Origin of the sequence: Rhodopseudomonas sp. P2A-2r (genome assembly GCF_026015985.1) — a bacterium.
In the GTDB taxonomy this organism is placed as follows: domain Bacteria; phylum Pseudomonadota; class Alphaproteobacteria; order Rhizobiales; family Xanthobacteraceae; genus Tardiphaga.
Window position 1 is genome coordinate 2,548,663 of record NZ_CP110389.1, and the last position, 12,933, is coordinate 2,561,595.

The following is a 12,933-nucleotide window of genomic DNA, read 5'->3' on the forward strand; positions in this document are numbered from 1 at the left end:
GCTCTACCCATCCTACGAAACAGGAAGTGTTGTGAGATGCCCTCCACCAACAAGCTTGCTCCGATCCCGCATCCGCCGAAGAAGCCGGTGGTCGGCAACATGCTGTCGCTGGATTCAGCGGCGCCGGTGCAGCATCTGGCACGGCTGACCAAGGAGCTTGGGCCGATCTTCTGGCTCGACATGATGGGCGCGCCCATTGTCATCGTCTCCGGTCACGATCTGGTCGAAGAGCTGAGCGACGAGAAGCGCTTCGACAAGGCGGTGCGCGGCGCGCTCCGCAGGGTGCGCGCGGTCGGTGGCGACGGGCTATTCACCGCCGATACCAAAGAGCCGAACTGGAGCAAGGCGCACAACATCCTGCTGACGCCGTTCGGCAACCGCGCCATGCAGTCCTATCACCCCAGCATGGTGGATATCGCCGAGCAGCTGGTCAAGAAATGGGAGCGGCTCAACGCCGACGAGGAGATCGACGTGGTCCACGACATGACCGCGCTGACACTCGACACCATCGGCCTGTGCGGCTTCGACTATCGCTTCAACTCGTTCTATCGCCGCGACTACCATCCGTTCGTGGAGTCGCTGGTGCGCTCGCTCGAGACCATCATGATGACCCGCGGCCTGCCGCTGGAGGGACTGTGGCTGAAGAAGCGCCGCGCCACGCTGGCGCTGGACGTCGCCTTCATGAATTCCATGGTCGACGAGATCATCGCCGAACGTCGCAAGAATGCCGAGGCTGCCGAGGGCAAGAAGGACATGCTCGGCGCCATGATGACCGGCGTCGATCGCACCACCGGCGAGCAGCTCGACGACGTCAACATCCGCTACCAGATCAACACGTTTTTGATCGCCGGCCACGAGACCACCTCTGGTCTGCTGTCCTGCGCCATTTACGCGCTGCTGAAGAACCCGGAAGTCCTGAAGAAGGCCTATGAGGAAGTCGACCGCGTGCTCGGGCCGGATACGGCGGCGAAGCCGACCTATAGCCAGGTCACGCAGCTCACTTACATCACCCAGATTCTCAAGGAAGTGCTGCGGCTGTGGCCGCCGGCGCCGGCCTATGGCATCGCCCCGCTCAAGGACGAGACCATCGGCGGCAAGTACAATTTGAGGAAGGGCACCTTCGTCACCGTGCTGGTGCTGGCGCTGCACCGCGACCCGTCGGTGTGGGGGCCAAATCCCGACGCCTTCGATCCGGAGAATTTTTCCCGTGAGGCGGAGGCCAAGCGGCCAGTCAATGCCTGGAAGCCGTTCGGCAACGGTCAGCGCGCCTGCATCGGCCGCGGCTTTGCCATGCACGAGGCCGCGCTGGCGCTGGGCATGATCCTGCAGCGGTTCCGGCTGATCGATCACAAGCGCTACCAGATGGCGCTGAAGGAGACGCTGACCATCAAGCCCGACGGTTTCAAGATCAAGGTGCGGCCCCGCGTCGAGCACGAACGCGGCGCTTATGCGGGGCAAGCGGCAACCGTGGCTTCTGCGCCGGTGGCGCCGACCGCGCCGGTCCGCGCGCGCCCGGCGCACAACACGCCGCTGCTGGTGCTGTACGGCTCCAATCTCGGCACCGCCGAGGAACTGGCCAGCCGGGTTGCCGATCTCGCCGGGGTCAACGGCTTCGCCACCGCGCTGGCGCCGCTGGATGATTTCGTCGGCCGGCTGCCGGAGCAGGGCGGCGTGCTGATCTTCTGCGCCTCCTACAACGGTGCGCCGCCGGACAACGCCACCGAATTCGTGGCGTGGCTCGGCGGCGACCTGCCGAAGGACGCCTTCGCCAAGGTGCGCTACGCGGTGTTCGGTTGCGGCAACAGCGACTGGAACGCCACGTACCAGTCGATCCCGCGCTTCATCGACGAGCAGTTGACGGCGCACGGTGCGCGCAACGCCTACGTCCGCGGCGAGGGCGACGCCCGCGACGATCTGGAGGGCCAGTTCGAATCCTGGTTCGCGAAATTGCGGCCACTGGCGGTGAAGGAATTCGGCCTCGACGCCAGTTTCGACCGCAGCGCCGACGATGCGCCGCTGTATGCCATCGAACCGGTGGCACCGGGCGCCGTCAATGCGGTGGTGGCGCTGGGCGGCGTCGCGGCCATGAAGGTGACGGTCAACGGCGAGTTGCAGAACCTGACCGAACCGAACGCATCGTCGCGCTCGACGCGGCACATCGAGGTGCAACTGCCCGCGGGCGCCAGCTACCGCGTCGGCGATCATCTCAGCGTGGTGCCATCGAACGATCCGGTGCTGGTCGATGCGGTGGCGCGGCGTTTCGGCTTCCTGCCGGCCGACCAGATCCGGCTTCAGGTGGCCAAAGGTCGCCGCGCGCAGTTGCCGGTGGGCGATGCCGTTTCGGTCGGCCGCCTGCTCACCGAGTTCGTCGAACTGCAGCAGGTCGCGACCCGAAAGCAGATCCAGGTTATGGCAGAGCACACCCGCTGCCCGATGACCAAACCGAAGCTGCTGGCCTATGTCGGCGACGATGCCGCGGCGAGCGAGCGCTACCGCAGCGAAGTGCTGGGCAGGCGCAAGTCAGTCTACGACCTGCTCGAGGACCATCCGGCCTGTGAGTTGCCGTTCAACGCCTATCTGGAAATGCTGTCGCTGCTGGCGCCGCGCTACTATTCGATCTCATCGTCGCCGCGCATCGATCCGTTGCGCTGCTGCATCACCGTCGCGGTGGTCGCCGGCGCTGCACAGTCCGGCCGCGGCCTCTACAAGGGCGTCTGTTCCAACTACCTGGCCGGCCGTCGCGCCGGCGACATTGTGCTGGGCACAGTGCGCGAGACCAAGGCCGGGTTCCGGCTGCCGGACGATCCCGCGGTGCCGATCATCATGATCGGGCCGGGGACGGGTCTGGCGCCGTTCCGCGGTTTCCTGCAGGAGCGCGCGGCGCTCAAGGCCAAGGGCGCGACGCTGGGGCCGGCGCTGCTGTTCTTCGGCTGCCGCCATCCCGATCAGGATTTTCTCTATCGGGAAGAACTTGAGCTGTTTGCCGCGGAGGGCATTTGCGAGTTGCTCGTGGCGTTTTCGCGCGGCGAGGGGCCGAAGACCTATGTGCAGCATCTGATCGCGGCGCAGCAGGGTCGCGTCTGGCAACTGATCGGGCAGGGCGCGATCACCTTTGTCTGCGGTGACGGTGGCAAGATGGAGCCGGACGTCAAGGCCACGCTGATGAAGATCTACCGGGAACGCGCCGGCGCCGATGCAGACGCTGCGGTGCGCTGGATCGACAATCTCGGCACCGGCAATCGTTACGTGCTGGATGTCTGGGCCAGCGGATGACGTTGCCGGCGCTCGGTTGCAGTCGTCCGCGTCGGCACAGCGACCTTGAGGGGCGATGCGGCGCGGGCATGACTGACGATGGCATTGACGATCTGCGGCCACATCGGCATCGGGATCGCGTGTCCCATGCCCTCGAGCATCAGCAGGTTGGCACCGGGGACGGCTGCGGCGGTGGCGCGGCCGGCTTCCGGTCTCACCACCGGATCGTTGCTGCCGTGGATCACCAGTGTCGGCGCCCGCACGCTGAGCAGTCGCTCGGTGCGGTCGCCGGAGGCGAGGATCGCGCGCAATTGCCGGCCGACACCGGCGGGGTTGAGGCCGCGGGCAAAGGTGCGTTCGGCGCGGTCGCGATCAAGCGCCTCCTCGGCCGGAAAGCTGCCATTGCGCAGAATCTTCCAGGTCCGGGCAAAGAGTTTCAGATAGGCGTCCTTGGTGGCCGGATGGCGCGCCAGCAGCAGCATCGACGCCTCGCGGGTCGGCTGCGGCAGTTTCGGGTCGCCGGTGGAGGACATGATGGAGGTCAGCGAGCGCAGGCGGCGAGGATGGCTGATGGCGATTTCCTGCGCGATCATGCCGCCCATTGACGCGCCGACCACATGGGCAGCCTCGATGTCGAGCGCATCGAGCAGGCCGATCGTGTCGTCCGCCATGTCCCGCAACGTATAGGGCGCATCCAGCGGCGTGCCGAAAAACCGCAGCTTGAGCAGTTCTTTGATCGTAATGCGCTTGCTGCCGGACAGCTTGGTGGAATGGCCGATGTCGCGGTTGTCAAAACGAATGACTCGGAATCCGCATGCGGCCAGCGCCTTGCAGAAGTCATCGTCCCAGTGAATTAGCTGGGCGCCGAGTCCCATGATCATGACCATCGGCTCGGCGTCATCCGCGCCGAACACGTCGAAGCAAAGCTCGATGCCATTGGCACGTACCATCTGCTGCGGTTGGTATGCGATGAAGGCCACGAAATTCTACCTCGGCTGTATTGCAGTCTTATGACATGGTTTTGCGCCTGGCAGAAGGCAGAACCGCGGCGGCGAGTGGCCCGGATTGCCGCAGGCTCGCTCGCCGTCGCCAGCAGGCGCGCCGTCTCCTTCGTCAACTGCACGCAACCGGACGCGCCGTGGTTACCGATATGTGAATGACGCTGCGGCTCGCCCGGTTTGCGCCGGCGAGACAGGCGAAGCCGCGCCTCTGCGGGAGCGCCCGCCGTGAAATTGGGCGGCGGCCTATCGTCGGTGCGCGTTATCCCAGCAGTCGACCGCACCGGGACGACGGGCATCTTTTGTTCGCGTGCGACGCGGAGACGGAAGTGACCGTCGTACTTAAGAATGACTTAACGCGCGAAGATGCGATCGTTTTTGGCGCCGCGGCTGCGCTCGCCGGACAGGCGCCGCCGATCCCGTCGCCAGCCGGGGACGGCCGTGATCGTCGACGCCTGCCGCTACGGTAGGCAGAAACCGCCGCCCCGTTAGGCACATCACGGATTCGTGATATTGCGATGCAACATCGATATTGCAACGCACCATTCACCATGTCATAAAGCTATCACCCGGTCCGAACGGACGGGACGAGCCCATAGCTCACAACACGAGGATGGAGACGAACATGACCACCGAAACCAATTCAGCCTTCGACAGCGTCAAGCAGGCTTTCGCGCCGATGACCGATGCGTTCAAGAATTTCCAGACCATGGAAGTCCCTGAAGCCACCCGTGACTTCGTCAAGCGCGCCGCCGGCACCGCCAAGGAGAAGGTCGGTGACATCTACGCCAATTCCGAGAAGGTGACCGCTGCGATCGAGACCGCCGTGACCAATTCGGTCAGCGAAGCCGCCAAGGTCAGCCGCAACATCCAGAGCGCGATGTATCAGGATATCGAATCCTTCTTCGCCGGCATCGACAAGCTCGCCTCCGCCAAGTCGCTCAACGAAGCGGTGCAGATCCAGACCGACCTCGTGCGTTCGCACGGCGAAGTGCTGGCTGCGCGCGCCAAGTCGTCGAGCGAATATCTCGGCAAGCTGGTGACCGAAGGCGCCAAGACCGCCCAGGAGAACATCTCCAAGGTCTCGACCTACGCCACCAAGACCGCCTGATCATACGGCGATCCGGCCAACTGAAATTCAAAGGCCCGCGCAAGCGGGCCTTTTCGTTGCGTGCCGCGGCCGCAGATCCGGGGCCCGTGCTTCCCAGTGAAATAAACGTGGGTTGCCGGATCTGCGCAGCAGCGTGAAGCCTAGCGATGCTTCGCATCGCCGGGCTGCAGCGCGTCCGGGACACGAGAAGGTGCGACAGCGCTGCGCGGTCAATTCACCTGCCGTTCGCGTCCCTCCCAATAGGGATCGCGCAGATGCCGCCGCAAGATCTTGCCCGACGCGTTGCGCGGTAGGGCGGCGATAAAGTCGATCGACTTCGGGGTCTTGAAGCCGGCGATGCGCTCGCGGGTGAAGCCCATCAGGTCGGTGGCGCTCAACGTCTTGCCGGGCTTCAGCACCACTACCGCCTTCACCGCTTCGCCCCAGGTGTCGTCGGGCACGCCGACGACGGCGACCTCCGCGACGTCAGGATGATCGCAGATCGCGCTCTCCACCTCGGCGGGATAGATGTTCTCGCCGCCGGAGATGATCATGTCCTTGATGCGGTCGTGAATGTAGAGATAGCCGTCTTCGTCCATGTAGCCGGCGTCGCCGGTACGCAGCCAGTTGTCGGCGCCGAGCGTGCGCGCGGTGGCGTCGGGCAGGTTCCAGTAGCCGACCATGTTGGAGCCGGAGCGGGTGGCGATCTCGCCGACCTCGCCGGGCGGCAGCCGCTCGCCATTGGCATCGAGAATCGCGAGCTCGACGCCGGGCAGCGCCTTTCCGGCCGAGCGCATGCAGGCGCGGCCCTCGACGTGATCCTCCGGTGGCAGCACCACGATGGTGCCGGTGGTCTCGGTCATGCCGTAGAGCTGCACGAAGCCGCAGCCGAACACCGCGATGCATTCCTTCAGCAGTGCGGCGGGGATCGGCGACGCGCCATAGAGGATGTAGCGCAGCCGCGAGAAGTCGACCTCGCGGGCGCGCGGCTGTCGGACGATGAACTGCATGGCGGCGGGCACCATGAACAGTTTGGTGATGCCGAAGCGTTCGAAGACATCCAGCACCCTGGTCGGATCGAACTCGCGCATGATCACGCCCTTGGCGCCGTAATACAGTCCGAACACGCCCCAGCCGGAGCCGCCGATATGAAACACCGGCATCGCTACCAGCGAGACGTCATCTTCCGTCCATTTGTTCCAGTCGGGGTTATCGAGATCGGCAATCCGCACCAACGACAGGAAATTGGTGTGCGACAGCATGGCGCCCTTCGGCTTGCCGGTCGTGCCGGAGGTGTAGAGCTGGATCGCGATATCGTTGGCACCCAGCGCGACCATCGGGTCGCTGTCGCTCTGGGCATCGCGCCAGGCGGCGTAGTCGGGCCACCCGGCGCGCCGCCTTCCGTGGTCATGACGATGCGGACGTCGGGCAGTTGCGCCCGGATGCCTTGGGTGAGTTCGATGAACTCCGGCCCGACGAACAGGATCGCGGCCTTGCAGTCCGCGACGATGAAGGCGAACTCGGGCGCGGCGAGGCGCCAGTTCACCGGCACGATCACCACATTGGCCTTGATGGCGCCTAGCCACAATTCGAAATAGATGTCGCTGTTCTTGCCGAGATAGGCGATGCGCTCGTGTGGCTTGATGTGGGACGCGGTCAGCGCATTGGCGACGCGGCTGGCATGGGCGTCGAGGCTCTTGTAGCTGGTGCTGCGTCCCTCGAATTCGAACGCAATGGAATTGCCGCGCTCCTTTGCCTGTGCGCGGATCATGTCGGCGAGCGTCGTCGCGTCCTGAATGGACATGGTTTCCCCCTGCAGTTTTTTCGTTGCGGGGAGTGTGATGTCGATAGTGGAGAATGACAAGTTTTGCGCGTGCTGCGCTGCGTCACGTCGCAGTGGCGGCTTGTACCGGCTAACGCAAAGGGCGAACGCGCTGCATTCGCCCTTTTTAACCTGGTAAGCGCGAAGTCCTACTTCGTCACCTGGCCGCGAATCTCGCCCGCCGGATTGGCTGCGGTGTGCACGTTGACGTAGTACTTGCCGGCCATCAGGTCGGCCGCCTGTGCGTCGGTCAGCGTGGCGCTGCCTTCGGAGGGGCTGGTCGCCGGAGCGATCGGCACGGCAACGCCGGCGTTCTTGCCGGACTCGGCGGGGCCGTGGAAATGCGCGGCGGTGGCCGGGCCGGTCAGCCCGGAATAGCTCAGCTTCCAGCTCAGCTTCTTGGTGGCGGGATCGTAGTCGATATCCGCGGTGCCCTTGCCGGCGGTGGTGTTGGCCGGCACTTCCGAGGCGCCGTTCAGCGTGGCCTTCATCTTGTCGGCGAAGGCCGGGCCGGCGACGATGGTTGCGGCGAAGGCGAGGGTGGCGACTACGTTTCTGGTTGTTTTCATGGCTTCTCTCCCGGTGGTCATGTCGTCGATGATGATTGGAAACCTTGTCGTCGGGGATTATTCCCGTCCGGCGGAACACGTTTGAGAATTTCATCTCGGCTTTTGCGGGAATTTTGCGTCATAGTAATTGCGCTTGCTGGCTTCGTGACGATGGGTGGATGCGTGTTGAAGAAACTTCTCCTGGCTGCGCTCGGCGCGGCCTGTGCCGGACTGGCCGTGTTCTGGTGGCTGACCGTTCCGTCGGTGATTCCCGCCCAGGCGCTTGCGGCGCATACGCCGGACCTGGGTAACGGCCTGACAATGTTCAATGCGGGGGATGTTCCTCATGCCATGCGGTGCCGGCGCAGCCCGACCGCACGCGGCTTGGCGGCGGCCTTCCGATACCATCGCCGTTCGGCACCTTCTATGTGCCGAACATCTCGCCCGATCCCGCCGACGGCATCGGCCGTTGGAGCGAGGCCGATTTTGTCACCGCGCTGCTCAAGGGCACGTCGCCGTCGGGCACGCACTACTTCCCGGCGTTTCCTTACACGTCCTATCAGCACATGACGGTCAACGACGCCCGCGACCTGTTCGCCTTTGTGAAGACGCTGCCGGCGGTGACCGGCAAGGCACCTGAGCACAACGTGCCGTTCCCGTTCAACATCCGCCGCAGCCTCGGCGGCTGGAAGTTGCTGTTCATGGACGGCAAGCCGTTCGTGCCGAATCCGACGCGGTCGTCGCCGTGGAACCGCGGTGCCTATCTGGTCAACGCCCTGGGCCATTGCGCGGAATGCCACAGCCCGCGCAACCTGCTCGGCGGCATCGTGGAGAAACAGCGCTTTGCCGGCGGCCCCAACCCCGAAGGCGAGGGCTGGATCCCCAACATCACCCAGAAGGGCCTCGGCGACTGGAGCGAGAAGGATATCGCCTATCTGCTGGAGACCGGCCAGACGCCGGACGGCGACACCGTCGGCGGCTCCATGACCCGGGTGATCCGCAATACCTCGCAACTGTCGGCCGATGACCGCGCGGCAATGGCCACCTATCTGAAGTCGCTGCCGGCGGTGGACGGCCCAAAACGGCCGCCGAAGAAGCAGGGGTAGTGCTCGGTATCAGCCGCAAACGCGGTTGTCGTCCTCCGCGCAAGCGGAGGACCCAGTACACACATGCTTCCCGGTTCAATCACTGCCGCCAGTGTCTACTGGGCCACCCGCTTTCGCGGGTGGCGGCATCCGAAAACGCGGTGACAGCGGAGGGCGGGCCGCTGCATGGACTTCGGCCAAGCCATGCCGCAGCGGTGGTTTTCCCGACCATCCGCATGTGATTTGTAGAAGATCATTCTCCTCGCGCGATTCCCGTCACCCATGAACATCATCAAGGCCGTGTCGCTGAAGATCGCCAGCACGGTGGCGTTTGCGCTGATGGGCGCCCAGGCGCGCTATCTCGGCAGCTCGCTTCCGGTCGGCGAGATCGTGTTCTGCCGCGGGCTGTTCGCACTGATCCCCATCGTGGTCTTCTTCGGCGCGCGCGGGCAGCTGCGCGGCGCGCTGCGCACCGACCGGCTGTCGGCGCACATGGTGCGCGGGATTTTTAGCGTGGTGGGCACGTTCTGCACATTTGGCGCACTGGCCCGGCTGCCCATCGCCGACGTCACCGCCATCGCCTTCATCGCACCGCTGATCACCGTGGTGTTCGCCGCCGTCATCCTCAAGGAACACGTCCACGCCTATCGCTGGTCGGCGGTGGGCATCGGCTTCTGCGGCGTGATCCTGATGCTGTCGCCATATTTCGGCAACCATGCGGCGCTGACCACCTCGATGATCGCAGGCCTCGCTTTCGCGCTGACCAATGCGGTGTCCTCGGGCGGCGCCACCATCCAGATCCGCCGGCTGACCGCCACCGAGACCTCGTCGGCGATCGTGATCTTCATGACCCTGACGGTGATGGCGGTGTCGCTGCTGACGGCGCCGTTCGGCTGGCGCCTGCCGGCCAACGGCGCGGAGTGGGCATTGCTGGTCGGCATCGGCATCGCCGGCGGCCTCGGCCAGATGCTGTTCACCGACAGTTATCGCTACGCCCCGGCCTCGTTCCTGGCGCCGTTCGACTACAGCGCGATGCTGTGGGCCTTCATGCTCGGCTACTGGATCTTCGGCGAGGTGCCGACGCTTTCGGTGGTCGGCGGCGCCGTCATCGTCGCGGGGGCCGGCATCTTCGTCATCCTGCGCGAACGCCAGCTCGGCTTGAAGCGGCTTAGGGACACGCCGATGTCGCCGATTTCCACCATGGCCGACGACGAGGCCGATCCCGACGCGCCGGTGGTGAAGGTGCTGGCAAAGGTTGGGTGAGGTGGCTACGCGCTGTCGTGTCCCGGACGCGGTGCAGTGAGCGATGCGAAGCATCGCTTGCTGCTCCGCAGATCCGGGATCCCGCTTTCGAACAGGCAGCGAGCTGGGCGGATCAGCAGCGCACCACGCCGCAAAGCGGCGCGTTGCGCAGCATCCGGGGAACGCTGAACTCCAGTTCGTTCAGAACGCCTTGAAGGTGATGATGGTGTGAGTGTCCTGGATGCCCGGGATGACCTGGACCTTCTCGTTGACGAAGTGGCCGATGTCGGTGGCGTTGTCGACGTAGAACTTCACCAGCAGGTCGTAATCGCCGGCAGTGGAATAGATCTCGGAGGCGATCTCGGCTTCCGCCAGCGCATTGGCGACCGCGTAGGACTGGCCAAGCTTGCACTTGAACTGGACAAAGAAGGGAACCATCGCATTTCTCCGAGAAAGGCCAAATTCGGGCGCCATCAAGCCAAAAACCATGGGTCGTGGCAAGCTGGGCCGCGGGGCGGGCCCGCTTGCTGGCCATAGCACGCCGCGCTAGGACTGCACACCGCCGCCGTCAGCGGATTTTGCGAAGAGCCCGTATGTCCATTCCCATCGCCCTCACCATTGCCGGCTCCGATTCGTCAGGCGGCGCCGGAATCCAGGCCGACCTCAAGACATTCGCGGCATCGGGCGTCTTTGGCGCTTCGGTGATCACCGCGCTGACGGCGCAGAACACAAAAGGCGTCACCGCGATCCATCCGGTGCCGGCGGTCTTCGTCACTGCGCAGATCGACGCGGTGTTCGACGACCTCGACGTCCGTGCCGTCAAGATCGGCATGGTGGCGCAGCGCGATGTGATCGAGGCCATCGCCGCGGGGCTGGCGCGCTGGTCGCCGGCGCATGTGGTGCTCGATCCCGTGATGGTCGCGACCTCCGGCGACCGGCTGCTGGTGGCCGAGGCCATCGCCGCATTGCGCACGGACCTCATTCCCCGCGCCACCATCATCACGCCGAACCTGCCGGAAGCCGCGGCGCTGCTCGACGAGCCCATCGCCGAGAGCGAAAGCGCCATCGCCGATCAGGGCCGGCGCCTGCTGGCGCTGGGCTGCGCCCATGTGCTGATCAAGGGCGGTCACGGGCACGGCGCCGAGAGCACCGACTATCTGATCGGCGCCGACCGCGTCGTCGCGTTGCCCGCGCCGCGCGTCGCTACAAAAAACACCCACGGCACCGGATGCACGCTGTCGTCAGCCATCGCTGCGCGCCTGGCCAAGGGCGACGATCTGGAAACCGCGGTGCGTTCTGCGAAGAGCTACATCAGCGCCGCCATCGCCGCCGCGGACCGGCTCGACGTCGGCCACGGCCACGGCCCGGTGCATCATTTTCACGCGTATTATTGAAGCCATCCGTTCCAGTCGCTCCGAGCCCGAGGGAACCGTGGCGGCCATTTGAACCTCCCGCCCCCTTTCGCGTACCAATCCACTGGCTTTCCATCTTGCGAACTGTCGCGATCCACGATCGGCGACCTGATTGAGCACGTCTATGTCTCAGCAGCAGATTTCGGCTCTGGTTGACGATATCTTCGATGCCGGTCTCGATCCGGCGCGTTGGGATGACGTCGTCGTCGGCATCAACAGATATGTCGGCGGGAAGGCCTGCGGGCTATTCTCCAAGAATCCGATCAACAAGTGCGGAACGACGCATTACTTCTGCGGTGCTGACCCGCACTACATCCGGCTGTACGCTGAAACCTACTGCAAGTTCGATCCGCTCGGGACCCTGCCACGGTTCGGACAGGTCGTCAGCATTCCTGACCTTGTCGACTATGGTGAATACCGCGCGGGGAGATTCTACCAGGAATGGCTGTCTCCGCAGGGCTGCGTCGATGCCGCAAATGTCGTGCTGGAGAACTCCAACTCCGATTTCCCCGTCCTGCTGACCGTCTTGTCTGGCCGGCACATGGTCGATCGAGATATGCGTCGGCGTATCGCCGAGATTGTTCCGCATCTCCATCGTGCGCTGCGCATCAACAGAACGATCGATGCCAGGCAATCGGAAGCGGGCACGTTCGCCGGCGCGTTGAATGGCCTCACTGCCGGCGTCTTCCTCGTCGACGCACATTGTGGCCTCGTTCACGCCAACAGCGCCGGTCACGATCTCTTGCGTTCCGGCGATTTGCTGAGCTCGGTCGGTGGACGTCTTGCCCTTCGCGATCCCCGGCAGAATCAGGCGCTGCGCAAACGTATCTCCGACGATATGCCGGTCCAGGTCGACGAGCCCGTCGTGCCGCTGAGCGCGGATGGCGGTGAACATTATGTGCTGCACATTCTTCCGGTCCAATCCGTCGTGCGGATGCGCTCGGGTCTCCCCGGCAAGGCCGTCGCCGCATTGTTCGTGCGACGGGCCGAACTCGACAGCGAGTCGTGCGCGGGACTGGTGGCGCGCAGCTTTCAAATGACGCCGGCGGAATCGCGCGTGCTGCTTGCCATCGTTCAATCCGGTGGCGTGCCGGATACCGCGAAAATGCTGGGCATCGCCGAAACGACGGTCAAAACCCATCTGAATCGCATCTTTGCCAAGACAGGCGTCAGCCGTCAGACCGATCTCATCAGGCTGACGGCGGGATATGCGAGTCCGCTCGCGTCCTGACGATGCATCCCCCGCGCCGCCGTGCGCATGCACGGACCGGCTGACGGTCTGCTGATCTCGGCCTTCGTCACTTCGATGCGTCACCGCGAAGACAGCGCGGTGTGTGTTGCGCCCATCGCGCCAACCCGCACGACGAAAATTCCTCCGACATCCATCGATCGCAGGACGCGGCGCTATTCGCCGACGCCTAGGGTCGCGTCACGCTGCCCTTGAGACAGGCCGACTGCACGGCCGTCTGCCTGCACCGGAGATC

8 protein-coding genes and 2 pseudogenes are annotated in these 12,933 nt (G+C 64.7%); 6 read left to right on the plus strand and 4 right to left on the minus strand.

The annotated features are described in order from the left end of the window. Positions 1 to 36: 36 nt before the first annotated feature. Positions 37 to 3,273 (plus strand): bifunctional cytochrome P450/NADPH--P450 reductase, encoded by a 3,237-nt coding sequence (locus ONR75_RS11945; RefSeq protein ID WP_265082775.1) that lies wholly within the window; start codon positions 37 to 39, stop codon positions 3,271 to 3,273. Here the strand turns inward: ONR75_RS11945 and ONR75_RS11950 are convergent. Then, on the minus strand, positions 3,243 to 4,202 hold the full coding sequence (locus tag ONR75_RS11950; protein WP_413776512.1) for an alpha/beta fold hydrolase: 960 nt from the start codon (positions 4,200 to 4,202) through the stop codon (positions 3,243 to 3,245). The two genes, ONR75_RS11945 and ONR75_RS11950, sit on opposite strands and share 31 nt — an antisense overlap. A 673-nt stretch (positions 4,203 to 4,875) precedes the next feature. On the opposite strand from ONR75_RS11950, the gene ONR75_RS11955 reads away from it, so the two are divergent. After that, positions 4,876 to 5,361 (plus strand): phasin family protein, encoded by a 486-nt coding sequence (locus tag ONR75_RS11955; protein ID WP_265082777.1) that lies wholly within the window; start codon positions 4,876 to 4,878, stop codon positions 5,359 to 5,361. 209 nt (positions 5,362 to 5,570) lie between these two features. On the opposite strand, the pseudogene ONR75_RS11960 reads toward ONR75_RS11955, so the two are convergent. Together ONR75_RS11960 and ONR75_RS11965 are read right to left on the minus strand one after the other, a co-directional pair. After that, positions 5,571 to 7,111 (minus strand): annotated as a pseudogene (locus tag ONR75_RS11960) (fatty acid--CoA ligase). A gap of 200 nt (positions 7,112 to 7,311) precedes the next feature. After that, positions 7,312 to 7,731, minus strand: a complete 420-nt coding sequence (locus tag ONR75_RS11965) for a CHRD domain-containing protein (RefSeq protein ID WP_265082778.1) — start codon at positions 7,729 to 7,731, stop codon at positions 7,312 to 7,314. A 150-nt stretch (positions 7,732 to 7,881) separates the two neighbouring features. Between ONR75_RS11965 and ONR75_RS11970 the strand changes: the two are divergent. Both ONR75_RS11970 and ONR75_RS11975 read left to right on the plus strand, forming a co-directional pair. Then, a pseudogene (locus ONR75_RS11970) lies at positions 7,882 to 8,816 on the plus strand (c-type cytochrome). A 261-nt stretch (positions 8,817 to 9,077) separates the two neighbouring features. Further along, positions 9,078 to 10,058, plus strand: a complete 981-nt coding sequence (locus ONR75_RS11975) for a DMT family transporter (protein WP_265082779.1) — start codon at positions 9,078 to 9,080, stop codon at positions 10,056 to 10,058. Positions 10,059 to 10,238: 180 nt separating this feature from the next. Here the strand turns inward: ONR75_RS11975 and ONR75_RS11980 are convergent, their stop codons facing one another. After that, a complete protein-coding gene (locus ONR75_RS11980) occupies positions 10,239 to 10,475 on the minus strand; it encodes an Lrp/AsnC ligand binding domain-containing protein (RefSeq protein ID WP_265082780.1) in 237 nt (78 codons plus the stop codon). Positions 10,476 to 10,630: 155 nt separating this feature from the next. Here ONR75_RS11980 and thiD point away from each other — a divergent pair, with 155 nt between their 5' ends. Both thiD and ONR75_RS11990 read left to right on the plus strand, forming a co-directional pair. Then, positions 10,631 to 11,431, plus strand: coding sequence for a bifunctional hydroxymethylpyrimidine kinase/phosphomethylpyrimidine kinase (gene thiD, locus ONR75_RS11985; RefSeq protein ID WP_265082781.1), 801 nt, complete (start codon positions 10,631 to 10,633; stop codon positions 11,429 to 11,431). A 142-nt stretch (positions 11,432 to 11,573) separates the two neighbouring features. Continuing rightward, positions 11,574 to 12,680: a helix-turn-helix transcriptional regulator gene (locus ONR75_RS11990; protein ID WP_265082782.1), complete on the plus strand. Its 1,107-nt coding sequence runs from the start codon at positions 11,574 to 11,576 to the stop codon at positions 12,678 to 12,680. Positions 12,681 to 12,933 lie beyond the last annotated feature (253 nt).

Excerpts from the sequence above, each read along its gene's own strand:
- ONR75_RS11945 (WP_265082775.1), top strand. The coding sequence starts at position 37 with ATGCCCTCCACCAACAAGCTTGCTCCGATCCCGCATCCGCCGAAGAAG.
- ONR75_RS11950 (WP_413776512.1), bottom strand. The coding sequence starts at position 4,202 with ATGGTACGTGCCAATGGCATCGAGCTTTGCTTCGACGTGTTCGGCGCG.
- ONR75_RS11980 (WP_265082780.1), bottom strand. The coding sequence starts at position 10,475 with ATGGTTCCCTTCTTTGTCCAGTTCAAGTGCAAGCTTGGCCAGTCCTAC.
- ONR75_RS11975 (WP_265082779.1), top strand. The coding sequence starts at position 9,078 with ATGAACATCATCAAGGCCGTGTCGCTGAAGATCGCCAGCACGGTGGCG.
- ONR75_RS11965 (WP_265082778.1), bottom strand. The coding sequence starts at position 7,731 with ATGAAAACAACCAGAAACGTAGTCGCCACCCTCGCCTTCGCCGCAACC.
- thiD (WP_265082781.1), top strand. The coding sequence starts at position 10,631 with ATGTCCATTCCCATCGCCCTCACCATTGCCGGCTCCGATTCGTCAGGC.
- ONR75_RS11990 (WP_265082782.1), top strand. The coding sequence starts at position 11,574 with ATGTCTCAGCAGCAGATTTCGGCTCTGGTTGACGATATCTTCGATGCC.
- ONR75_RS11955 (WP_265082777.1), top strand. The coding sequence starts at position 4,876 with ATGACCACCGAAACCAATTCAGCCTTCGACAGCGTCAAGCAGGCTTTC.